20 protein-coding genes are annotated in these 26,370 nt (G+C 29.8%); 8 read left to right on the plus strand and 12 right to left on the minus strand.

Features of this window, described 5'->3' with window-relative positions:
• Positions 1-17 precede the first annotated feature (17 nt).
• Positions 18-413, minus strand: a complete 396-nt coding sequence (locus tag GUI12_03655) for a helix-turn-helix transcriptional regulator (protein UAT43230.1) — start codon at positions 411-413, stop codon at positions 18-20.
• A gap of 126 nt (positions 414-539) precedes the next feature.
• Between GUI12_03655 and GUI12_03660 the strand changes: the two genes are divergently transcribed.
• Positions 540-1,847 carry a TrkA family potassium uptake protein gene (locus tag GUI12_03660; GenBank protein UAT43231.1) on the plus strand — a complete coding sequence of 436 codons (1,308 nt, stop codon included), beginning with the start codon at positions 540-542 and terminating at the stop codon, positions 1,845-1,847.
• Positions 1,848-1,854: 7 nt separating this feature from the next.
• On the opposite strand, the gene map is transcribed toward GUI12_03660, so the two are convergent.
• From map to GUI12_03685, 5 genes are all read right to left on the minus strand, one after another.
• Positions 1,855-2,649 (minus strand): type I methionyl aminopeptidase, encoded by a 795-nt coding sequence (gene map / locus GUI12_03665; GenBank protein ID UAT43232.1) that lies wholly within the window; start codon positions 2,647-2,649, stop codon positions 1,855-1,857.
• Between the two features lie 31 nt (positions 2,650-2,680).
• Positions 2,681-4,114, minus strand: coding sequence for a signal recognition particle protein (gene ffh / locus GUI12_03670; GenBank protein ID UAT43233.1), 1,434 nt, complete (start codon positions 4,112-4,114; stop codon positions 2,681-2,683).
• A gap of 71 nt (positions 4,115-4,185) precedes the next feature.
• The gene (locus GUI12_03675; protein ID UAT43234.1) at positions 4,186-6,042 is read right to left on the minus strand and encodes a hypothetical protein; all 1,857 of its coding nucleotides are present in this window, start codon (positions 6,040-6,042) and stop codon (positions 4,186-4,188) included.
• A gap of 26 nt (positions 6,043-6,068) precedes the next feature.
• A complete protein-coding gene (locus GUI12_03680) occupies positions 6,069-6,683 on the minus strand; it encodes an RDD family protein (protein UAT43235.1) in 615 nt (204 codons plus the stop codon).
• Positions 6,684-6,685: 2 nt separating this feature from the next.
• Positions 6,686-7,777 (minus strand): methyltransferase domain-containing protein, encoded by a 1,092-nt coding sequence (locus GUI12_03685; GenBank protein ID UAT43236.1) that lies wholly within the window; start codon positions 7,775-7,777, stop codon positions 6,686-6,688.
• 971 nt (positions 7,778-8,748) lie between these two features.
• Between GUI12_03685 and GUI12_03690 the strand changes: the two genes are divergently transcribed.
• A complete protein-coding gene (locus GUI12_03690) occupies positions 8,749-13,395 on the plus strand; it encodes a hypothetical protein (protein UAT43237.1) in 4,647 nt (1,548 codons plus the stop codon).
• 8 nt (positions 13,396-13,403) lie between these two features.
• Here the strand turns inward: GUI12_03690 and GUI12_03695 are convergent, their stop codons facing one another.
• The 4 genes from GUI12_03695 to GUI12_03710 form a co-directional block, all read right to left on the minus strand.
• Entirely contained in the window at positions 13,404-14,888 is a 1,485-nt protein-coding gene (locus GUI12_03695) for a 2,3-bisphosphoglycerate-independent phosphoglycerate mutase (protein UAT43238.1), read from the minus strand.
• Positions 14,885-15,559: a tetratricopeptide repeat protein gene (locus GUI12_03700; protein ID UAT43239.1), complete on the minus strand. Its 675-nt coding sequence runs from the start codon at positions 15,557-15,559 to the stop codon at positions 14,885-14,887. The genes GUI12_03695 and GUI12_03700 overlap by 4 nt, the downstream gene beginning before the upstream one ends.
• Positions 15,560-15,756: 197 nt before the next feature.
• Positions 15,757-16,458, minus strand: a complete 702-nt coding sequence (locus GUI12_03705; protein ID UAT43240.1) for an OmpA family protein — start codon at positions 16,456-16,458, stop codon at positions 15,757-15,759.
• A 192-nt stretch (positions 16,459-16,650) separates the two neighbouring features.
• Positions 16,651-17,742 (minus strand): phage major capsid protein, encoded by a 1,092-nt coding sequence (locus GUI12_03710; protein ID UAT43241.1) that lies wholly within the window; start codon positions 17,740-17,742, stop codon positions 16,651-16,653.
• A gap of 150 nt (positions 17,743-17,892) precedes the next feature.
• Here GUI12_03710 and GUI12_03715 point away from each other — a divergent pair, with 150 nt between their 5' ends.
• Both GUI12_03715 and GUI12_03720 read left to right on the plus strand, forming a co-directional pair.
• Positions 17,893-19,419, plus strand: coding sequence for a YifB family Mg chelatase-like AAA ATPase (locus GUI12_03715; protein UAT43242.1), 1,527 nt, complete (start codon positions 17,893-17,895; stop codon positions 19,417-19,419).
• Between the two features lie 189 nt (positions 19,420-19,608).
• Positions 19,609-20,874 (plus strand): MFS transporter, encoded by a 1,266-nt coding sequence (locus tag GUI12_03720; protein ID UAT43243.1) that lies wholly within the window; start codon positions 19,609-19,611, stop codon positions 20,872-20,874.
• Here GUI12_03720 and pgsA read toward each other — a convergent pair.
• Together pgsA and GUI12_03730 are read right to left on the minus strand one after the other, a co-directional pair.
• Positions 20,866-21,435 carry a CDP-diacylglycerol--glycerol-3-phosphate 3-phosphatidyltransferase gene (pgsA, locus tag GUI12_03725; protein ID UAT43244.1) on the minus strand — a complete coding sequence of 190 codons (570 nt, stop codon included), beginning with the start codon at positions 21,433-21,435 and terminating at the stop codon, positions 20,866-20,868. The genes GUI12_03720 and pgsA overlap by 9 nt on opposite strands.
• A gap of 105 nt (positions 21,436-21,540) precedes the next feature.
• Positions 21,541-22,116, minus strand: a complete 576-nt coding sequence (locus GUI12_03730; protein UAT43245.1) for a 5-formyltetrahydrofolate cyclo-ligase — start codon at positions 22,114-22,116, stop codon at positions 21,541-21,543.
• 83 nt (positions 22,117-22,199) lie between these two features.
• On the opposite strand from GUI12_03730, the gene motA reads away from it, so the two are divergent.
• The 4 genes from motA to GUI12_03750 all read left to right on the plus strand — a co-directional run bounded on the left by motA (position 22,200) and on the right by GUI12_03750 (position 26,342).
• Entirely contained in the window at positions 22,200-23,048 is an 849-nt protein-coding gene (motA, locus tag GUI12_03735) for a flagellar motor stator protein MotA (GenBank protein UAT43246.1), read from the plus strand.
• A gap of 8 nt (positions 23,049-23,056) precedes the next feature.
• On the plus strand, positions 23,057-23,785 hold the full coding sequence (locus GUI12_03740) for an OmpA family protein (protein UAT43247.1): 729 nt from the start codon (positions 23,057-23,059) through the stop codon (positions 23,783-23,785).
• Positions 23,786-23,877: 92 nt separating this feature from the next.
• On the plus strand, positions 23,878-25,068 hold the full coding sequence (locus GUI12_03745; protein ID UAT43248.1) for a dicarboxylate/amino acid:cation symporter: 1,191 nt from the start codon (positions 23,878-23,880) through the stop codon (positions 25,066-25,068).
• Between the two features lie 65 nt (positions 25,069-25,133).
• Positions 25,134-26,342, plus strand: coding sequence for a dicarboxylate/amino acid:cation symporter (locus GUI12_03750; protein ID UAT43249.1), 1,209 nt, complete (start codon positions 25,134-25,136; stop codon positions 26,340-26,342).
• Positions 26,343-26,370 lie beyond the last annotated feature (28 nt).

The raw sequence follows: 26,370 nt of genomic DNA on the forward strand, positions 1-26,370 counted from the left end.
CCCTATAAGATATAAAATTATGATAATACCTTTTCGCCTGATAATTTTTCATACATGTCGATAATAAACCTTTTCAATTCTATATCATATTTCTCTTTATCTAAGCGGTTAGCATATTCAAACATCTCATGCATTAACAAGGCATCAAACGCTTTATTGATCCTTTCTTCTAGAGTATCTCCTACTTTACTTTTATCTATATAACCAGCATGAAATAGTATTTCTTCCATTGTGACATTATAATAATCTGCCAATTTTTTTAATCTTTCAGGTTCTGGTATTTTATTTATTTCACCATTCTCAAGTTGAGATATATAAGCATTAGAAATCCCTGTATGCTTTTCTACTTCACGCAAACTCACACCCTTTTTTTTTCTCAGAGATTTTAAAAAAAAATTAAAATTCCTATCCATAGACAAAATGAATAAATATAAATAACCACCTGTAAAAAGTGTAACAGCCGATGCAGAATTATAAAAGAAAATAATTATTAACAGAAACAAAATATAATACAATTATTTCATCATCAATAATGTCTAATGCAGATAATAATATTTGGAGCAAAAAACGCTGAACTGATAATCAAACACCTAGTATCATTTGCTGATGTTATTTTAATAGATGACAATAAATCAGATGTACTGAAAATACTGCAATATGATTTTGATATAAAAATAATTGAAAATCATTATTTCAGCAATGAAGTAACGCAAGATTTTCTGCTACAAAATTCAGATATATTAATAGCAAACACTACAGATGATAATTTGAATATGTTGCTATGCAGAATGATGAAACAATTAATTAAACCTAAGAAATCCATTGCTGTTATTAACAATCGACACAATCTAAAACCAGAATTCATCAAAGACATTATGGATATAGATCATATAATTTTCCCTCCGGAGGAAATTATTTCACAAATCGTTGATGAAATAGTATCGTTTAAATTCAACAAGATATTTGATTTATCTGAAAATTTGCATATTTATTCAATAAATATTGATAATGAAATACTAAAAAAGATTAACAATTTCACAATAGATATATTAGCTTTAGTCAGGGAAAAAAAACTGATATATAAAATTAAAAAATCAGATATACAAGAAAAAGATATCTTGATATGTATAATAGAAGCAGAAGAGATATCTAAGATTCAAGACACAACATCAGAAAAAATAACTGATGAAAGTCTATTTATATTTGGATCAACTCAAATATGCGATGATCTAATTCAACATGCTCAAAGATTTTACAAAAAAATCAATGTCATAAGTGATCAAACACTCTTTTTAGAAGAATTATGCAGTAAACATCAAAAAGATATTAATTATTTTTACTATAAGAAGTATGATCAATCAGTCCTAGAATTATTTGATAACTATAACGAAACAATAAATATCGCTCTTTTAAAAGACAAGGATATAGAAAATATATTTTTATATTTTCTATTACAAGAAATTAAAACTAAGAATGCTATTCTACAAGTAAAAGATAAGCTATATAGCTCTCATCAAAGCTCTCTGGGTGACTACATTGTAATTAATCCTTATGCCAATTATGCTCAAAAGATAGAGGATATAGTTTTAAACTACATTGATAATAACTTAGTAATACATAGCTTTGATTCCACTATGAATAGCATAGTTACAATAAATATAAAAGATACTAAAAATATAAAAAAATTAAGCAAGTTAATAAAAAAGGATGAAATAAAAATTTTTAAAATAATAGATCTACAAAAAATAAAAAACGTAGCTAATATAGAAAATTTAAAAATAGGAGACACCGTAATCTTAGTTCTCACAAAAAGTCTTCTAAAAAAATTAATAGTAAATATTAACTAAATAACATCTATAAATAATTCAAATTAGGATCTTTATGAGATAGTGTCATTATTTCTGCTCCTGAAGAATTTATACCTATAGTATGTTCAAATTGCGCAGAATTTAACATATCTTTTGTAAAGACTGTCCAGTTATCTTTAGCACTTAAAAAAGTCTCATAAGAACCAGCATTTATCATAGGTTCAATTGTGAAAAACATACCTTCTTCAACATAAATATCTTTACCATAAATGGGTTCTTTATAGTGTAAAATGCTAGGTTGCGTATGAAACTGCCTTCCTATTCCATGACCACAATAATTTCTTACGGAACTATATTTAGAATATTTTTGCTTCATATATTGTTCTATAAAACAACCAATGTCATAAATACACATACCAGGCTTTACATAATTGATTGCACTCATCATTATATCATATGAGGCACGACATAAACTTCTATCTTTATCGCTTATCACACCTAAATAAAACATACGACTAGTGTCACCATACCAGCCATCCAAAATAACTGTGACATCAATGTTCAAGATATCTCCCTTTTTCAATGCAGTATCATCTGGAATTCCATGACATACTACTCTATTTTTTGAAGTACAAATGGATTTAGGAAAACCACGATAATTCAATGGTGCAGGTATAGCTCCTGCTTCAATTATAAATTTATGACATATATCGTTAAGGTAATTAGTAGTAACGCCAGGTTTCACAAAATCACTGATATGATCAAGAGTTTGAGCTGCTAATGCACCAGCTTTACGCATTCCTTGCCAAGCTTCTTCATCTTTAAAAATAGAAAAGTTCATTATAAAAATTAATAACAGAAATAAATATCAATTACCTACGATTCTTCTTATTTTTTTTTGGTCTTTTTTTTCTGGTGACATTCGTAGGCTTAGTGCTTCTTTGTTGTAAATTCCCCAAATTATTATATATGTCATCAGGATTAAAATCTGAAATACCTTTTTTACTGACAGCCACAGCAATTTTCTTAGCTTGTCTAAATTGTTGTATTAAATTGTTAATGTCTGTTACAGATACCCCTGAACCTGAAGATATCCTCTGTTTTCTAGTACCATTCAAAATTTCAGGAAATTTTCTTTCTTTTTTAGTCATAGAAGAAATAATAGCTAAATTCTTCTTAATGACAGAATCTTCAATATTTATAGGCAAAGACATACTATTTAATCCAGGAATAAATTGTAGTACTTTTTTTATACCGCCTAATTTTCCAACCATTTTAAATTGAGCAGCAAGATCATCAAAATCAAATTTTCCTTCTTTAACTTTCTCACTGAGTGCTTCAACTTTATCTTTACCGCCTATAGCACCTGTAGCCTTTTCCATCAGAGACTCAATATCTCCCATGCCTAATATTCGGCCAGCAATTCTATGTGGATTAAAAACCTCTAGGTCGTTTATTTTTTCCCCTGTTCCAAAAAATTTAACAGGAATCCCTGTCATATAGCATATTGATAAAATTGCTCCACCACGGCTATCACTTTCTATTCTTGTAAAAATCAAACCTGTCATATTCACAGATTTAGAAAAATCTTTAGTAATTTTCACGGCTTGTTGTCCTAACATGGCATCTAGTACAAGGATACGCTCAACAGGATTAATGATTCTATCAATTTTAACAAGTTCAGAAAGCATACCTTCATCTACATTCAAACGACCAGCAGTATCAAAAATAACCACATCATAGCCATTTTCTTTAGCAAAAGGTACAGCCTTTTTTGTAATATCTATAGCATCATTAGATTCCATAGAATAGTCGAAAAAATCAATATCAATGCTTTCGGCAAGAACCTTTAACTGCTTTTTTGCAGCCAATCTAACCACATCCAATGAGACAAGTAAAATTTTTATATTTTTATTATCTTCTAAATAATCATTTTTGATTTTTAATGCCAATTTAGCTGTAGTAGTAGTTTTTCCTGCACCTTGTAAACCGCATAATAAAACAAAAGAAGGATCTTTATTGAGTTTTAAGCCTATAACTCTTTCTCCCATTACATTAGATATCTCTTCTTGCATCATATCGATTATTTTTTTCGTTGGAGATATCTGCTTTAACAAACCTTCTTCTTCAACACGCCGTTTGATCATATCACAAAGATCATCAGCCAATTGTAATGATACATCAGAATCTATCAGAATATCATGTATCTCCTCAAGTACTTTACTGAGATCAAATTTACTGACAGAAACTCTACTCTTTAATTTACTCAAAGAATCAGATATGCCACTCGTCAAAGAATCAAACATTTTAATTATTAGAAAAAACAAGAAAATTTGTATGCTTATACGATGATACCCAATATCTCCCTTACTGTAAACTAAGCAGAATATAAAGCCATATGAATAGCAAAAACCAAAGAAAATATAGTGATAAATAACATAGAACTAACTATGGTAAACTCTATAACATTATCAGATATAAAATCAGACATGTTATGCCTAAAATTATTAATAGGGTGGCGCCAGTATTTCACAAAAGATATCATGGATCTAAAAAAATGAGCTATGCTGTTATAAACAAATTCAATACTGCGATACAAGATGACTCTATATAAAAAATCAATATCGTATTTATTAATCTTTTGAGCATTAAATAAAACTTTTCTAAGAACAAAGCATATTAAAAATGATATAAATAAATACCAAATATTATTTTGACTTCCCCATAAATATAATAAAATTCCCTGATTATTTGTGGAATCATAGGAAAACAAAACACCAAAAATCAAAGATGCTGCAAAGAGTAAAATCATAATTTTACCTTTATCAACGACAAATTCTTCATTATCAAAATAATCACATTTAATATTATTAACTTTATTAACCCTCATAAAAGAATAAATAACTCTTATTATACTAAAAGAAGAAAGTATTATATTGCCTGATATAAAGCACCTATAAACTAATCCACCATGTATGGAATACAATAAATTACTCTTAACCATGTAAGCTCTGGTAAAAGGAAAGGCAAAAATTGACATAGCTGCTATAATCAGGAAAAACAATATTGCTTCCTTCAGAACAATATTATTGTTGCCCAAAGAAGTTATACAAAGGCTGCGCGTTGAAAGAAAAGCAGCATATACACATATAGCAAATAATAACTGGTTAGCTAATGAAACAAATATATAATCTACTATTGAAACACCTCCTGCTTCAACAGCACCTTCACCTATTAAGATCATTATCAAAGCTATGTGTCCAACTATAAAATAGCACAAGATTCGCAATAGATTGCTATTCATTAATAACATGATTATTGCATATATAAGCGTTATAAAGCCTAATATAACCAATGATTCCTTCCCAGGAAAAAATAATGCTAAAAATAACAAAGAAACCTTTGTCATGTAACATTGTAAGATACAACTATCTGATATATGAACACTAGAGTATGCATCTGGCACCCATGCAGAAAAAGGAAATGATGCAACATTTATAAGAAAAGCAACAAAGAAACAATATCTATAGAATGCTTTTATTTCATTCAAATCAAATTGCAAAAAAGGAGAATGGATATTATCAATTATTCCAGAAGATGCAACTAACATTAAAAATCCAGCAAAAAAGTGCAGTGCAGCATATCGCAACCCTGCATGATAAGCATCGCTATTATTATAAATACTTTTCCACATTATCATAATACTTACTGTAACTGCTATTTCATAATGAACAATAAAATTTGCCCAAGTAATACTGTTAACTAATGATATAACAATCGAAGAGTAAAACATAAACCTATAATGCACAGAATCATCACTTGAATTAAGCAAAAGGATAGCCAAAATGAGCATGATGAATCCAAAAAAGGATGCATAATATGATCCATTTTTTAAAATAAAAGATTGAAAAGAAAAAATATCAGAATAACTAAGAGTTATATTAGATCGTAGATCATAATTTAAAATTATGATAAACGCGATAACAATAAAAAAAATAAAAAAGAATCTATTAAATAATTTTCTATCTTTAAAGGACATCAATAATAATTGAAAAGACGTGGTAATGAGAAAATAATGAGGAGAAAAATTATGCTCTAAATATTGATATGCAATTATTAAATTAAATATCACTAATAATAGCTGCATACCTCTAATAAAAATATGACTATCCAGCCGCTTAATGCACAAGGGAATAAAAAAAGTTATAAGCAATAAAGATAGATGATAAGACACAACAGCTACAATCTATAAAAATTATTTCAAGAAGGCAAAGAGGAACGCAATGCAACAGAACAACCTGTCCAACGATCATGCCAAGCCCTACATCTTATATCCCACAAACAGTTAAAATAACCTAAAAAAAGCACCAAAACAGAAATAATAGAATAGAAATATCGCATTGAAAGAATTTTAAAAGAAATATCAGAACTCTTTGTATTATCATCAATAATAGATAATCTAAAGATTATCTTTGCTGGGCTAGCTCTGAAAAAATAATTAAAGGCTAAAAAAATAGAAAATGTCACAAAAATCTTAAATGTTTTTGCAACGGCTTCTTTAATGAATATAGTTTTGAGAATTGCTTTCTCTCCTTCATCAAGTGCTACTCCAACGGTAAATTTATTTATAACACTATGCTCATCGTTGAGCATAGAAATATCCATAAACATATCTTGATATACAAGTCTATAAATGTACCCTATCAAATAAGAAGTATAAACTAGTATAATAGCATCCAACAATAACGATATAAAACGTGTAAGATGTGTTGCATACATCACTCCATTATTCGTTCCCTTTTCAGTTATTATGAAAGCACGTTTAATTTCATCAACAATTTTATATAGAAAACCCCTAAGCAAATCATCTCGCATATCTATTTATCAGACAAAGTACACTCAAAAAAATGAAATTTACGATTTTTATATAGATCAATATAATTTTTACGTATAACTTGAAAATCAGCACTCTTCAAAGCATCAGATATATAATCAGTAGTATAAGCAAAACAGGAACTTATACTATCTTTCAGTATAAAACCATCTTTTGAATCTTCGCAGCAAGGAACTGCAAAAACAAATAAACCACCAGATTTTAACTTATTACGTACAATCTTTAGATGCTGAACAATTCCAATTCCATCATAATTTAGCGAATCCACAGCTATTACTGCTTCATATTTATCACTTTTCAAAGGAGATTCATCTTCAGAAAGCACAAGAACATCGCGATAATCTGCAACATGAACATAGTCATATACTTTACGCTCATCTACTTGACATTTTGAAGCAATAGAACACATATTGCTAGATATATCTATACCTTCAACTAAATTTGCAATGCCATTCATTCTTAAAAAATGACAATTTATCCCAGTTCCACATCCTATATCCAAGACATTAATTTTCAATCCATCAGAACTAAAATGCTTCATAAATGACTTTAAAATTAAAATATGAGCTCTATAATCACTCTTAATAATCTGATCTTCTACATAATCAGAACTCAGGATAGTAAAATGATCAATAATTACACTTAAACAACCTAAGTTAGCTTGTTCAGTTATCACAGAATCATACCACTCTATTTTCTGGGACATATCAAAATTCAATTCAGAATTCTGTAATGCAGAACACTTGCTAGATTTATTAACATCATCTAGATATTGTTTCGCCTTTACAAAATTTCCCTTATGAATATAGTATTGTATGAAGCCTAAGTTGATTAACGCATCTCTTTTACAAAACACAGATATCAAAATCAGCCGAAAGAACGCATCCCCCATATTTTTATGATGCAAGTGAAAAAACATCAATTTAACATTTGTACCTTTGATGTCTCTTATTTTCCGCTTCACATCTTTTAATAACAGCAATAACCTTCGAGAATCAACAGCAACGAACTCTTGCACCAAATTTATAATTCTCTTCGTTAGACCAGAAAAAAGATTTTTAAAGTCCGTGATCATTGATTTGACTGTCATCTACTTAACAAACTGCTACTTTACAATACAGAAAGACTTCTCTGGGAAAACCCAATCAAAGCGAGGGCTACCTGCAGAAAATTTATTCTAACTCAAAAAAAATACTTTCTCAAACTATTTTTATTCAAAAGACCAATATTTATCTAATAAATATTAGAATGCACTTCTTATATTAATGTTTACTTAACCTTATAATATTTAATACTTTTGATAGAAAAATCTGAAAAATTTTAGGATAAAAATATCAATCAATAAAATGAAGATATCAAAAAATAGATAAAATAGATAATCTGATACCTTCATATTATTGTCTTTTATTACGCATAAAATTCAGAGATTTCGTGAATAACATCCAAAATATTGAATGTTTAAATATTAATTTAAACATTCGTTATCCCCAAAATTAATGCAATTCATTCCTCATTTCTAAAAAAATACAATATCCTTCAGAATTCTGCATTATGTTATTATTTTATATATATAGAAATAATATGAATTACGTTATATTCTCAGGATAATAATTCTAAAAATCATCTATTCTAAAATGAACATCGATATTATTCTTTACTATTTTACCCATATTCTATTTTTTGAATTCTAAAGAAAATTAATATTCATAAAATAAAATGTCATTGGGTAAAAATATGATTTATATATAAAGATGAAATGAGATATTAAATATAGATGTCAAAAACATTAAAGAAATAAATGATCATACTATGGCATTTTTTCCAATAAACATAAAATTACGATTCTCTTTTTATAAGTTTTATAAATTTTATAAAATATTTTCACAGTATAAAAATAACGGGTATTAATTCATGTTATTCATATTGATTTGTACTATCATGAATATAAATAATATATTAATAATATCATGATAGGATTAATTTTTATGCACTATGAACAGTGTAGTAAGATAGAGAACATTATTATAATTTTCTTGGAGAGGATCAATGGCGCCAGAACCAAATGACAACACAGAAAAGACTATAACACAATTCATAAAAAATGTTAGAGAAAAAATAGGAAATTCTGCTTCCATAAAAACAGAAATACAAAACATATTGCAAGACAATCCTATTTTGACAAAGAACAGTAATTCTTTACGTGTTTTTACTGCTATCACTGGAATAAAGAGCAATGAATCTGATACTACTCAAAATATTCCAAACGCTGAGCAGGCTTTTCAAGACATATACAATTTAACAGAACAAACTGCACAGCGCAAAAATGTGCGAGAAGTAATCCTTGGACAGGAAAAAACTATAATACGATCAATAGCTGATAAAAGTGAAATAGACAACTCTGAAAATGTTTTGGATGCCTTTAGTAGATTATATGACAATATGACAGAACAGACCATTGCCAGAGAAGGAAGAGTGCGTTCAAAATCGTTACCAGCGATAAAAATACCCGAAATTACACAAAATAGAAGAAGCACTCCTGCTTCTTCTTCAAACCCGAATTTAGCATCACAACAAACTTCAGCCACGTTTATCCCCCCATTATCACCACAAGATACTTCCCCAAGACCTTCTATTCCTACTAGACAACTATCAGAAGATACTTCTGATTTTACATGGGATGAAAACTGGGATCATGAGCTTTTTAATCCAGGCTATCAGAGTGAAGAAGAGATATCTGATATATCTTCAGATGAAGGTGTTAGATATGATGATAATCTAAGCTATCAGAGTGAAGAAGAGATATCTGATGTATCTTCAGATGAAAGTGATACACTTTTTAACCACTCTCTAGAGGAATCAGCGATTTTGAATCCGGAGAATATTCCATCAAGTACTCAATTAATAAAAGATAATGATGATAGCATACGTCAATCAGAATCAATAGATATCAGAACAAAAAAAGACTTTTATAATATATCTTCACTTGACCATACAGATGAAAATGATGTCTCTCCTGACCCGCGCTCAAATGATTTTCGTTATCTATATCAAAATTTTCCAGAATCTCTGGAAAACGTACCTGTTCAAGATATAAATAATTTGCCTAATATTCCTACTAGATCAATATCAGAAAGTGATTATGAAGAAGAGGATTTCTCTTTTCCACATCCAGATGATTTAGCTCATCTTCAATCTAGAGAAGATCAACCTATAACGCCAAATAAAAACTTCTCACCTAATGGCCCTTCAGCCAGCGATATATTAATGTCAGATAATGTTGATAAAACTTCAATAATACAACCAACGCAAAATTCGCCACAAAATGATGATAGCTTTCATTCTGCATCATCAAGCAGATCTCAATCTCCTATATCGCTACAAAATGATGATAATTTTCATTCTGCACCATCAAGCAGATCTCAATCTCCTATATCGCCACAAAATGATGATGATTTAAATATATTATTTGATAATAGCAATCCTCAAAGAAGACGAGAAATACAAGATAGAGCTCTTTTTAAAAAAGTAGATAGAAAAGCTTATCAAGACACGCTGGATAAATTTAAAGATACTTTAACAGGTAGTACATATATAAGATCATCGTACGATGGAGAAGCTATCAATGTACGCTTAGGCCCTGGAGTAATGGGCGAAGATACAATACGGAATGTTCATAGAGCATATACTGGTAATAATCTAAAACCTAAAATAGATCAACTTGCAAGTATTGTAGCTCAAGGAAAGAATTTTGATGCAAGCAATTTAAGTGAAGCTAAACAAGCTAGATTACAGCAATTACAACGGGATATGCAAGAATATCATCGAACAAATCTTGCAGATCAACAATTTGAACCCTCTAATCTGACATTAAATTATAATAGCAATGGAATACCTCTAGTACGCGATAATATGCGTAAAAAAGAGGGATATCCTAATGATATCGAAGATCCTATGAGAAAATTCATTCATGAAGAAATGAGTGAATATATTAAAACAATTAGTTCCAACAACTTAGGACTTGACGACAAAGAGCACAGTGACTATTTAATTGGTGGTTTAGTAAATTTGCAAGCTAAAGGTGGTAATTTTTCTATCACCGCTGATAACGATGGTAATCCAAATATTCAAATTAAGGTGCCATGTAATAAACTTCCTAGTGGAGCTTATGATGCAGTTGCACAACAAGATAAGCATAAAGATTTTATACAAAGAATTCGTATATTAAACGAAGAAGGAAGGGGTGATGAAATTACACAATTATTAAAAGAAAGCTCTGAAGGTATTGCTTTAGCAAATGATTTAACAAAATTATGTCAGAAAGAAATATCAGAAAATGTCAGCGGCCTTTTTGCTAATAAAGGTTTAAAAGCAGTAGCAGCAGATGATTATTATGCACAAACATGTCACACATTATTCCGTAAAATTGACATAGAAAAAGTTGTTGCTCATTTAATAGAGAATGAAAATAATAGAGCACCATTAAGCGATGTATCTATATCTATTGAACCGTTAGAAGAACCACAAAGAAGAAGAACTATTCTTGAGGTAAATATAGGAATTGAAGGCATTGAAGATGAAGTATCCTTAAATAAAACTCCAGAAAGAAACGTGGGAACTGACGTAGGAGTTGATAACCAAATGTCTAGAAGTAGAAGTATAAGTAGAGATACGCCAACTCCTGGTGCAGATGGTAATCAAGAAAGAAGAGATTCAAATGTACAACCACAGCCTCCTCAACATAATATTCCAGACGAAAGAGTCTTAGAGTTTATGGAGCAGTTAGATTTTGCACAGTACTGCATCCCTACTTTAAAAAATTTTAGGACATCATTACAGGAAGAATTTGATGATATATTTCCATTAGAAAATATGGATAAAGCTGTATTAACCCACGCAGAATGTATAAAGGCAATGCATGAAAAAATCAATACAGCATTAGATAACGATAATCTTAACAACTCTTATAATAAGGAGGCATTGCATGAAATATCTCAGGGTATAAACTCACTAAAATCAGAGGTAATAACGGAATCAGAAGATCTAGATATATTGCAAGCGCAAACTGTTGATATACTACAAAAAGAATTAGATGAAAGTTTAGATAATCGTTCAGATAAAGATAGCAGATTAAATCCATTTAACGATCAGTTGAAAGAAATGCTAGACTATTATAACGAAACGACTGATAAATTTAATAATTATGTAGATACTTTACAGGATGTTTTTAAGAATGATCCAGAGATTGTAGATTCTCTAGTTCAAATGAAAGCAGATCTCGCTGAGGAAAAAGATCAATATATTACAGAGATAGCAAATGTAAAAAAAGAATTAAATCAATATTCAGAACTAAAAAATGGAGATGTATTAGTTACAGAATTATTAATAAAAACAATAAACTCAGAAGTATCAAATATTACAGATGATGCTCTCAAAGCAACATATGGTGATAAAAGTTTCACCTCTCAAGAATTGCAAGAGGTCGTAAAATCAACTTCAGATGATTTTTATAGGGAAGCTGAAGAATGTAATAGCGCTATACAAAAACGCAGAGATGCTTATAAAGCAGCTGTAAGATCAGCTTATATATTGCAAGAAAGAGAAGAAGAAAGAGAAGAAGAAAGAGGAGAAGAAAGAGAAGGAATTATTCCTTCAGGTGAGGATCGTTCTACTAATTCTGGAAGAGGTAATAATGCCACAACAGATACCGATTTAGATTCACAAAGTAGTCAATCTTCAAGAGGAAGTAATGATACATCATCTCCTTCTACAGGTGAACCTTCTGTTAGCTCTGGAAGAAGTAATAATGCCGCAACAAATACCGATTTAGATTCACAAAGTAGTCAATCTCCAAGAGGAAGTAATGATACATCATCTCCTTCTACAGGTGAGGATCGTTCTACTAATTCTGGAAGAGGTAATAATGCCGCAACAAATACCGATTTAGATTCACAAGGTAATCAACCTTCAAGAAATGGTAATGAAAATCAAGTATCTATAAGAAGTGGTACATCACAATCGCAAACATCCCTCTCTGCAGAACAGAAAAAATTACTAGATGAAACAGAAGCATTAGCCAAAAAGGCAAGTAGCGTTGCAGTTAAGGGAGATGCATTCGAATTAATGACTTTCTTAGATAAAGCAAAGACGATAAGTGAAAGATCAAAAGACCTTACCATCAATAATAAAGAAACAGGAGGAATTGTTCAAGGCCTCTCTGAAAGACAGGGAGAGATAGGAAATAGAAGTGTTGAATTTGGTCACAGATTAAATGATGCAACAAAAGAACAGTTAGAAGAATATGACGTCAAAATTAAAGATTTATCAGAATATCTGCAAAGAGATGATGTTAAAAATCATATAAAAGAACTTAACATGAATCCTGAAATAAGACAAAAATTAAAAGATGGCAATAATGGTAAACCAGTTAATCTTGAGCAACGTTCAGAGGTATTGCAAACAAAAATAGGTCAACTATCAGAAAGTATACAAAGGCAACTTTCAAGATCAGAAGGTAGAGAAATTGAATCTGTTAATCCAGCAATAAGCAATAACATACCAAGAGAACCAGATAGAGGAATCAGAAGCCTCGGAAGAACTTCTGGTACACCACCAGATACATCTTTAAACGGCAGTATAGCACAGGGTGTATCGCAACAAAGAGATCCAAATAGAGGAGGAGAAGGAAGAGGATAGAAAGTCTTCTATTTTATAAATAAAGACTGACCAGTCATAATTGCTGGTTTTTCTATTCCATAAAAATCTAAGATTGTTGGAGCAATATCGTAGAGTGCTCCCGATTTTTTCAGGGAGATATTATCAAACTCAGGCTCTTCAGATACAAAAATAAAAGGAACTGGATTAAGAGTGTGAGTTTTGATAATAGACTGAGAAGATGTATCAAACATTGATTCAGCATTACCATGATCTGCTGTGATACAAATGGAATAACCCTTTGATAATGCCAAAGGAACAAATTTCTCTAAGCAATTATCAATAGCACGAACAGCATCCACAGTAGCCTCAAAAGAACCGGTATGACCGACCATATCAGCATTAGCATAATTTATCAATATAAAATTAAAATCATCATTGGTAATGGTAGCACAAAGCCTATCTGTCATCTCATAAGCAGACATTTCTGGTTTCTGATCATAAGTAGCAATTTTAGGAGAATCAATTAATACCCTCTTTTCCTTAGAAAATTTTTTCTCTCGCTTACAACTAAAAAAATAAGTAACGTGAGCATATTTTTCAGTTTCAGCAATCCGTAATTGAGACATGGAATTCCTTTCAATTACTGCACCAAGAGAATCTTTTATCTGAACATCATTAACAATCACTGGTATAGCAAAATTCTCAGAATAATTAACTAAACTCATGCAATGTAAGTTGCTTATCTTTGGCATACAATGCTTCGAATAATTCATAATTTCTGATACTATTTGCTTCATACGATCTGAACGAAAGTTCAAAAAAATAATACAATCACCAGAATCAACACCTGTATAATCAGATATTATCGAAGGCTCTATAAATTCATCAGTTTTATCAACAGAGTAATTATAATCTAAACAAGTAAGGTAATTTTCATATCTCTTACCCTTTGCAAATAAAATAGCATCATAAGCTGCAGATATTCTATCCCAACGTTTATCACGATCCATCGCATAATATCGACCAGAAATAGTAGAATAATTAATACCTTCTTTAAAATGATTCTTTGCACATTTTTCCATAGTGTCTCTGCCATCTGTTATAGCATGGACACAAATTCTATCACCAAATTTATCTACGAGGCCATAATATACATTTTCAATATGATTAACGTGAGAATGTACTCCTCCGTCAGATAATAAACCTATCAGATGTATATTACCCTTATGTCTTTGAACAAAATTAGTTATCTGCAAAAGCACTGAATTATCTTTTAAGCCATCATTTATACGTAATAAATCGCATATTAAAGAAGTTCCTGCTCCTATTGTAGTATGGCCTATTTCAGAATTTCCCATCTGATTTTCAGGCAAACCCACACTCAATCCAGATGCATCTAAAAGAGAAAACGGATGTTCCGCACATAAAGAATTAAAAAATTTAGGCTGAGCAGCATTTATAGCATTAAATTTTTGTTCAGTAGAATGCCCCCAACCATCCAAAACACAAAGTATGATCTTATTATTTGTCATACACTAATATCGCAATTTTCTATTTTACTAATATATCTTTCTGCATCACGCTGCAAAAGAGTACTCATATCTCCCTTATACTCTTTCAAAAGCTTTTCAATTACCCTACAAGCCTGTTTACTATTTCCTACTTCGTTAAGAGAAATTGCCAATTTGTATAAACTAGCATGTTTCTTAGAAGGTGTAACAGAATTTTTATATGCTTTCAAAAAATATTTAGAGGACTTGTTATAATCTTTATTGGAAGAATAATATAACTCTCCCAGCCAAAAAAAAGCGTTACCTATCAGATCACTATCAGGATACGTTTTCGTAAATTCTACAAAAGCTTTTTCAGCACCTAAGTTATCACCCAATCTCAACATATTAAAAGCTGCTTGATAATCTTCTCTCTCTTGGTTGGTTACCTTGACATCTTTTATTTCATTAGATGCAGCACTCGGTGTTATAGATTCCTTCTGAAAGGAATATTCATCGTCATACTTTGAATATCCTATATCTCCCGAATACTCAATAAGTAAATCAACCTTCTTTTCCAATTCTTCAACGCGCCCATATAAAAATCTCAGATTTTCTTCCAAATCAGTGATATAAGCATCAGAAAAAGCAAAAAGCTCAGAAAAAAGAAAAAAAAAGAAAAGAAAAGAAGAAAAGAAAACTACTTGTCTCATAACAAAATGTTTAAACAAAAAAAGAGGGTCCATCAATTAATTATTATTAAAAGACCCCCTCAATTATATAAAGCAACTAGTATATCACAAAATAAATTAAGATGCTAAACATTAATCACTATCTTAAGACAATTTTAACTTTCATTTTTCTCCGTGTTTGTTGTTATTTTAAAACAAACACATCAAAGGATTCTAACTTAGATCAAATCACCATCTTCATCGTCTTCATCGTCTTCTATAGAAATAGATGAATTCATTCCTGCAGAACAAGAATTTACAACATACATCTGACTTCTTCTATTAAGAGCATGAGACATTTCATCTGTACCATCAGCAATCAATTCTGAAGAACCTTTACTACTGACACAAAATAAGCTATTTATGAAACCCTTATCAAGAATATCTTCGTACTGACTTGAATAAGAAGAATCTTTCACTTTGTCTCTCAAATATTTTTCAACAGCAAGAGTCAAATAAGTAATAGTGCTATTAGAACGTCTACCACCTAATCCAATATTATATTCAGCGCTACCTCTTACATCACAGTGACCTTCAACAAGGAATTTTACGTTATCTAAAGACTGTCCATTTTGTACCTTGTATATTATGAAGTCAGACATACAGTCAGCTACACTATCCAATAAATCCTGGCTTTCCAAAAATAATGCGGATTGGTCAAATTTAAAGTGGACAATAAACCAATTCTCCTCAGACATAGAATCAATAGCTTCCTGAATTTCAACAGGGCTAGGACAAACATTCGCCCAATCTTCTTGCCATGCAGAATTCTCTATATCTTGATCTTCCATTACAGAACTATCACCTGGACATCCAGCCAATGCCAAACCAAAAACGCATGTAGCAAGCGCTGTTCTTATATTCTTTTTACTACTAAACACAACATTAAACCTAATGAATCAACAATATCACATAAAAGATTATTTGGTTTGATATAATAAGTCAAGAGACTATGACGTATCCTATTATTATAAAACCTCAATGAAGATTCTAAGTTAATAAATTTTTAAAAAAAAAGATATACATCTTAAGAAGATATAAAAATATATAAAATATTTAGTGTTATTAAATTATTATACTCTTTTTATTGTCAAAAATCTTAACGCTTCACTATTTAACACAGCCCCTCCTACTCTTGAAGTAGCATAAAAGATTGTATTTGGCTTGTTGCTATATTGATCTTTCATAATATCAAATTCTAGCAAATCAACTATTTTATAAGCCTGTTTAAAATTACCTAAAATTATTACTGGCTTTTCTTCAGTATTGTCCCATTCTGGCATACCATAGATTTCAAAAACAGGAATACCAAACAAAGTTTCTTGTTCTCCATTAAACCCAGTTGGAGACCATATATAACTATTAGTACAATCCTCTTTCAATGAACGTAAATTTTGCAACACAGTACGATGCATTATAAATGCAATATTTGAATCAACATATTTTAAAGGCAAGCTATAATAAAAATCTAGCAAATCATCAACAGTAAGTGTTGTATCTGCAGCCAATGTTATTGGCTTAGTGTTATCAGCATTTGCAGCAAGCAACATTCCAGAAGGTTTATTGTTTCCATCTCCAGAGATAAATGCTTGATCTTCAGCTCTTAATAAGGCTGCTATAATCTGATTATCTACCCATTCTTCAACATTAAAATTAATATCATCAATTAAAGAATTGCTAAGTACTGTCTGTGCATGGACGTTACATACATCAATTTTTTCTTCTATCAATGCCCCTGGTGTATCAATAATATTGTTTCCCCAATTAACCGTTGAATCAATATCTCCATAATGAACATAAGTAACAGAAGAACTTGATACTTTATCAACAGAGCACAAAGATCTCAAAGCTGATTTTTCCTGAAAGATAGTATCCAGGCAATTCTGTAAATGTTTGCAATCTTCTCCTTCAGATAAACTATCTTTAAAATTATCATTATTGCCTCTCTTTAGTATAAATTTACTCAAAGAGCGATAAAAAACAGATTTTTTCCCTTCTAAAGACCAACAATCGTTAAGTAAGGGCCTAGAATGAACATTTTCCAAAGCACTTAATCTACTTTCATTTTTTGCTATAGTGCAATCAAAAGATTGAAGTGTATCTTGTATATTATTTAAATCATTAGTAATTTTGGTAATATTTTCACTTATAATTTCAATAGTCATGTTTTATTTATAATAAAAATTAATATATTATTCATTATCAACGAAGCTAGTAAGCAAATTTTGTACGATAAGTAAATTATGTATGTTTTTTTTCTGTATAAATTAATAAAATATACTCAGGGAAGATAGTAATATTAATTTATAGGGGATATGTTTGCAGAAAGTCATACAGTTGCATTTGAAGGGATAGAAGCAACATCTATTAATGTGCAGGTGCTGGTAGCTAATGGATTACCATCATTTAATCTAGTTGGAATGCCTAATAAGGTAATATCTGAATCAAAAGAGCGCATTCGCTCAGCATTAAAATATATAGGATATCCGTTACCTAACAAACGCATAACTGTAAATTTGTCACCAGTTGATATATTAAAAGAAGGAAATCATTATGATTTACCTATTGCAGTTGCAATACTGAAAGCAACACAAATAATTAAAAACCCTATAAATGATTATATATTTATGGGAGAAATATCTTTAAATGGGGATATCTTAGCAACAAATGGTTTAATACCTGCATCATCGTATGCGAAAAAGCTTAATATAGGAATCATTTGTTCAGTGCAAAATAATGAAGAAATAATTTTTACTCAAAATAATAAGGCAATAACTGTTCCAAATTTAGAAGAACTTATCAATGTACTGAATAATGAAAATAAAAAATACTTAGATATAAACAATCATAGTGCATACAACATAAAAAATGATTGCAATATCAATATACAAAGCAGCATTCCATTAGAAGATATAAAAGGCAATAGATTAGCAAAAAGAGCACTAATGATAAGCGCTAGCGGAAACCATCATATGCTAATGTATGGGCCGCCAGGAACGGGAAAATCTATGTTGGCAAAAAGTATATTATCCATAATGCCAAAATTAACAGAGCAAGAAATATGTGAAATAAATATGATAAGAAGTATTATATATGGAAATACTGCGAAAAAATATATCACCTGCTCTTCTCCATTTAGAGAGCCTCATACTTCTAGTTCAAAGATAGCATTATTGGGTGGCTGTAAGCATTCACAAATAGGCGAAATAACATTAGCGCATAATGGAATATTATTTCTTGATGAATTAGCTGAATTCCCTATTAGTCTATTAGATGGTTTAAGACAGCCTTTAGAAACAAAAAGAATTTTGGTTTCACGAGCAGATCGTAAAATATGCTATCCTGCTAATTTTTTATTGATTAGTGCGATGAATCCTTGTAAATGTGGATATTTTTATTCTTCTAAAAATAGATGTAAAAAATATCCTACGTGTGGCGAAGAATATACAAGGAAAATTTCTGGCCCATTATTAGATAGAATTGATATAAAGATCAGAACAAGCAGTATAGATATATTTGCAAAAGAAGATGAATCAGATGTATCTTCTGATGAAATAAAAGAAAAGGTAAAAAAAGCACGTGATATTCAAAAGTCACGTTTTAAAAATTTTGATAATATTAATTACAACGCCGATATATCAGCAAGTGCAATAAATGATGTAATCGTCATAGATAAGAAATCCCAAGATTTCATGGAAAAAATTTATAAGAAATATGAATTATCCGTGAGGCAATATCATAAGATATTAAAATTAGCTAGGACTATTGCAGATGTAGAAGAATCAAATAATGTCACCCAAAATCACCTAAAAGAGGCTTTTATCTTTTCTGATAAGTCTTGAAAAAATATATTTATTTTAGTACTATTGATGTCCGCTCTGTGCAGACGTTAGTGTTGTGTGCTTTTGTTACAGTGCACATATAGAAAGATTCTGCAATGAGATTCAGGTACTTCATAATATCAAAAAATAATCTTTCTGTTACTAAAAAATAATTCTCTCAGTATATGGTCAAAATGACGGAGGTGGAAAATGGGAGGTAATGATTCTGAGAATCAAAACAATGGTCTATACGATAGGAAAAATATATTAGCTTGGATTATAATAAGCTTGTTCTTCTGTTATCAATATTTTACTAGGGTTCTGCCAAGTAGTATGACAGACATTCTAATGGAAAAATTGATGATAGATGGCAAAATGTATGGGCAGATTGTCGGTATATATTATATAAGTTACACTGCTATGCATATTCCATTGGGTCTATTATACGATAAAATCGGAATAAGAAAAGTATTGACTTTTGGTATATTTTCAACAGTTATAGGGACTGCAACATTGATATATTCAAATTCTTTTATATGGACTTTAATAGGTAGATTTATAACTGGAATGGGTTCAGCAAGTGCTCCTATTGGCATATTTCAGATAATTATTATGACATTCCCTAAAAGACAATTTGCTCTCTTTTTAGGCTTCAGTTTATTTGTAGGGTTAAGTGGCGCTGCATATTCTTCTGGTCCTATGATTGAAATTATACAAAAATTTGGCTATGTGGATTCAATTAATATATTGCTTATAGTAGGTCTTCTTTTGGGTATATTAGCAATTTTTACTACTCCTAATACAATTACGGGTAATGCTAAACAGCATGGTATTGTACAAGAATTCAAGACGCTATTTAAATATCCAATGTTAATTATCTTTCCGGCTATAGGAGGTTTTTTAATCGGTCCTTTAGAAGGTTTTGCAGATGCTTGGGCTAATACATTATATAAGCTCAGATACGGTATAGACCAGCAATCTTGTTATTCTCTTGCTAATGCTTATTTATTTGGGGGATTTATATTTGGATCACTGATAATGGGTTATGTAGTATCAAAATTTCCAAAAAATTGCATGAAACTTACATTGCTTTGTGCAATAGCAATGGTAATAACTTTTGCATTGATACTATATTCTGATATTTCAATAAGAGTTTTGCTTGTTGTTAATTTAATATTGGGCATTTCATGTGCTTATCAAACTCTAGTTGTACATAAGGTCACAGAAATATCACCAAAAGAGATTTCAGGATTAACTACTTCAACAGCGAACATGATAATGATGATCTTTGGATATTTATTTCACACAACAATAGGCTATGTGATATCAGCAAAAGATCCAATGGAAAAATTTGTATTGATTACAAGTGATAAAATCATAGATTCTCTAAGTATAATATTCTATGGATTAGCAATTGGAGTATTGTGCATGATATTTTTATCCATTAAAGAATATCGTGAAAACAGTTCACGATAATTCGCAATTTTTGCTATCATGAAGATTTTTATTATAAAATCGATAATAGTAATTAAAACCGGATGTTACTGTAATAATGGATACTATCCACAGTAACGTCTGGTTAAATATATCTGGAATAAATTTTGCGCCACTGAGCAAAATCACAACAATCAACATAAACTGCATAAAAGTCTTTATCTTACCTAAAAAAGATACAGTTATGTCAATTTTTTTATTATTAGCAAATTCTCGCAATCCAGTGACCATAAGCTCTCTAACAAATATCAACATTACAGCCAAAACATCTATACCATTTATTATGCCGTTTGATATAAAAAGTAAAAACATCACAGATGTTAAAACTTTATCTGCTATAGGATCAAATAATTTTCCAAAATCAGATTGAACATTAAAAAATCTAGCAATATAGCCATCAAAAAAATCTGTCAATGAGGCAAAAGTAAATACTAATAGAACATACCATGCAATATTTTCAGCAGAAGCAAAGTAGCTAATGATAATTATCACCACTATAGAAAAAAGTCTTATGGTAGTTAAAAAATTAGGTATTATCTTCATAAAACTCTTAAAAAATTGAAAATAGATAAGCATTTAAAAGATCTGTAAAAATACAAATACATCTATAGATACAAAAAAATTAAAAATGTAAAACATTTCAATAAATCAATGGCCCATATTCTTATAAATGCAATCTTCTGTGATAACATAATCTAAAATTTGGTCATGATCTTCTAATGGGATATTCTCACATTTTTGAATAGAATATGCAAAGCCAATAGTTAAAATACTCTTTGTTTGATAAGTAAAATTGATAAATTTATCATAATATCCTTTGCCCATTCCTAATCTATGACAATTTTCATTAAAACTAACTAAAGGGACAAAAAGTACATCTGGAATAATCATAATTCTATCGTTAGATGGGTTATAACAATTCAAATTTTTATCTTTTATAAAATCATCAGATAAATTTTGCATATAAAAACCCATGTTATTTTTATCAATAATTTTTGGAAAGGCAATTTGTAATTTTTTTTCTGTAGCTAAAAATTCTAAAAGAGGGAATATATCAATCTCTCCGTCAAAAGGCTTATATCCTCCTATTATATTAGTATTTTTAAGCTGTATATTCTGTATAAAATTTTCTTTTAACTTCTGTGCATAATAATTTCTATTTGATATTGATTTTCTCATTTGACGAAATTTTCCTCTTAAAATTTTTTTGACTGTGCACATCATGAGAAATAACGCAACATAAGATAAGTAAAATGTAGTATAAAGGCATTAAATTATTATTCATAGTATTCATAAAATATAATACAATGAATTTTATAATAGGAGTGATATTTACTTGTGTGACTGTTTTTGGAACATTTGCATTAATTGGCGGTAATTTAAAAGCTCTTATGCAACCAGGAGAATTTGGAATAATCTTTGGAGCAGCAATTGGAGCATTCATCATAGGTAATCCTCCTTATATAATCAAACACGTATTTTCAGAGCTAAAATTGCTATTTAAAAGTGAAAAATACAATAAAAAGTATTATACAGAGCTTTTGGTATTGTTGTTCAATATATTAAAAACAATCAAAGTACAGAATATTAATGTCTTAGAAAAAGATATAGATGATCCATCTTCAAGCACTTTATTTAATGAATATAAACTAGTTAGCAAAAATAAACATCTGATCAATTTTTTATGTGATTATCTAAGAATACTCACAATGGGTGTTGAAGAATATTCTTGTATAGAAGATATAATGCATGTTGAAATAGAAACTGTTGAAAATGAACATGAGAATTATGGTTCAGCACTGCATAATATGGCAGATGGTTTGCCAGCAATTGGGATTGTTGCAGCAGTTCTTGGCGTAATAAAAACTATGGCAAATATTGATCAACCACCAGCAGTTCTAGGAAAATTGATAGCTGGTGCATTAGTTGGAACATTTTTAGGAGTACTATTAGCGTACTGTTTTGTTGGTCCAGTTTCTAATTATTTACATAAAATTGTTCGAGATGAGCTATTTTATATGGAATGCATAAAGAACGCTATAGTATCACACATGCAAGGCAAATCCCCTGTGATATCTGTTGAAATAGCGAGAAAATCTCTTCCAGAAAGGATTCGTCCTGATTTTAAAACCATAGAAGATAAATTATATTCATAGGATTTCAAATGCCTGATAACAGCGAGAGACCAATCATAATTAAGAAAATATACAAGAAAAAAGTTAGCGGTGCTCATGGAGGCAACTGGAAAGTTGCTTATGCAGATTTTGTAACTGCAATGATGGTATTTTTTCTATTAATGTGGTTACTAGCAACTCTTTCACCCGATGTAATAGCAGAATTGAAAGATTATTTTGGCTCTGAAGAATTTGAAACAAAAAAATTTAGCGCTGCAACGTCATCGAAGCTTAATCAACAAGATGCAGGAAAAATTTCTGAACAAAGTAGGATATTATCCATATTACAAACTCAATTACAAATTGCAAGTATAGATAATATATTAACAATTTTTAAAAGAGACAATGACATAGTGATATCTTTAGAAAGCTCAAATGGGAAGTTATTATTCCCTAATTCTAGCGCTGATTTAACTGAAAGTGCTAAAAAATCAATAAATTATATGGCAAAGGTACTATATCAGATTTCATATCCTATGGCAGTTAGTTCATATAATAGTTTTGGAGAAGCAAAAAACACAGCTCCTGGGTCATGGCAATTATCAGTCAACAGAGCAATAAATGTAAGAAACCTTTTGATAACCTATGGAATAAAAGAAAATACCATCACCACAGTATCAGGTCATTCAGATATAAACCCTAAAAAAGATACCAATATTCAAGATATAAGCAACAGAAGAATAGAAATAATTATAAGCATTCCAACTAAAGATAATTAATTAAATATGCTTTTATAGTTAATTTTTTTGTATATTGCTATAAAATAAATTAAATGTTAAAATTTCTATTTGATTGGGTGTTTCCATAAGATATGGTGAAGAAATTGATAATATCTCTGATACTTATCTTATCGGTATTGATAGGATTGTATTCTGATATTGAAACCAAGAGTTTTTGTGTTTCGTTTAGCATGTTATCTAAAGATTTGATTTTGGCTTTGTTGCCTTTTCTTATCGTTACTTTAATGTCAGATTCTATACTTGGAATGAAAGATAGTAGCGTTAAGATGTTGATATTTACACTATTTTTGATATTTTGTTCGAATTTTATCGCAACTAATTTTTCTTTTGTAGTATATAATTTGTTTAATAGTTATATAGAGACTACAAAATCCGTCAATTTATCAGTCACTGATCTTAATGTGAGACAATTTTTTAATATTAAACAATTTGTGTCACCAATCACTGCAATAGTGTTTTCTTTAGCGATGAATTTGTTGATTAAATCTTTTTTACCGCATAAAGTAGACTATATCCAATATATAGCAAAACGTTCGTCTGGTATTCTAATAAACTATATAATACTACCTCTTTTACCATTTTTAATATCTGGTCTAATCATAAAAATAATAAGTGATGGGACATTGCTGGAAATTTTAAGTATTTATTCCAATACATTTTTTATCATTTTGTTGTTTGCATATGGCTATATAACTGTATGGTATATCATTTTATTCAGAGGGAAAAAATTTTTTATTGCTATTAAAGAAATGGTAATGCCGGTCACAATTGGTATGGTCACAATGTCTAGTAGCTTAGCTATGCCAAATATTATAAAATCTTTACAAAAAATTATTGGAAAAAATGGATTGATACAAGCAACAATACCTATATCAATAAATTTTCATTTAATTGGTGATGCATTTTCGATTCCTATTTTGGCTCTTAGTATAATTTATTCATATACTGGAGTTTCATACTCTTATAACGAGTATTTTATAATGGCTATATATCTAGTAATAGCAAAATTTGCTGTGGTATCTATACCAGGAGGATCAATTTTTGTTTTGGTTGGTACGCTAAAATCTAAGTTTGGCTTTACAGAACCGATGAGCTCTTTGATAATAACAATATATTTAATGTTTGATTTTGTTTCCACTTCAGCGAATGTTTATGCAAACGGAGCTATAACAACCGTAATATGTAGAATATCTGATAAATTAGGCTGGAACAAACAGCAAAGTAACAAGAAAATTGAAGAAGAGTGCTGTAGTAAGGCATAAATTTTGATTTCTCAAATTTATGCCATATCTTATTAATTGCTGTTATATATTTTTTAGAAATTTTTATGAAGAAGAAATTAACTTTTATTATCTTATTTTTATCAATTTTCGTAGTTAATCATTTTGCATCAAATCTTATTAAGAGCTATATCTTAGCTTTTAGTCTTGCAATAAAAGACATCATATTGTTTGTTTTACCTTTTATAATACTTTTGTGTGTCCTTAATGCTTTTCTAAAATTGGGAAAGAATGCATTCAATTTAGTTTTTTTAATGCTATCAACAACATTTATTTCAACCTATACAACAGGTTTAGTAGTGTATCCAATTGGAATATTTGCAACTTCAATTTCTAATACAGCAGGCAATTTAAGTTTAAGTGGAATTAATGCATTAGATCCAGCTTTTCAAACTGGAATAGAACAGATATTTTCTGCTATAACTGCGCTTTTTGCAGCAATCATTTTGACGTTTATTATTTCAATTTTCATTCCCAAGCAGATTGATTACATCAGAAGTAAATTAGATATAACCATACACTATCTGCTGAACAAAATGATTATACCAATGGTACCTTTTTTCGTATACGGTTTTGCTTTAAAAATAGTACATGATCAAGTACTTTTTATCTTAATGAAGAATCTCTCTTTAGTTTTCATTATGTATCTTATCACCATGTCAGCATTTATACTGACAGCATATTTTTTTGTATATAGAAGAAAATTATTTATTAGATCATTAAAAGAAATATCTCCTGCTTTGATGGTTGCGATAACCACGGTTTCAAGTAATGTAGCAATGCCTTTTTTACTTAAGGCTATAAAAAATCTTATGGGCAATAAAGATGCAGAAATAGTTGATGCAGTAACACCACCTAGTGTAAATTTCCACCTTATAGGAGATTGCTTTTTAGTAAATATATTTCTGATATATATATATTCCATGTATAATGATGGCTCTCTTATGAAATTAAGTTACTTTTTGTTACTTAATTTATATATAGCGCTATCAAGATTTATGGGGGTAGCTATACCTGGCGGTGGAGCTTTTATAGTATCTCCAATTTTAGAAGCAAATTTTGGCTTTACAAAGGAAATGACATCCTTATTTACAACAATATACATGTTACTTGACTTCATCAATACTGCTGCTAATGTGATGGCTAATGGATATTATGTAGCTTTAGTAGATAAGATATATCACAAAATATTTATCTTCCGTAGAAATAAGAATAAATCTGCAAAAAATATGAACACTTCAAAAGGCAATAAATAAATTTTGCACACACAATTTATAAAATTAT

The sequence above is a fragment of the Anaplasmataceae bacterium AB001_6 genome (assembly GCA_020002265.1).
Taxonomy (GTDB): Bacteria; Pseudomonadota; Alphaproteobacteria; order Rickettsiales; family Anaplasmataceae; genus AB001-6.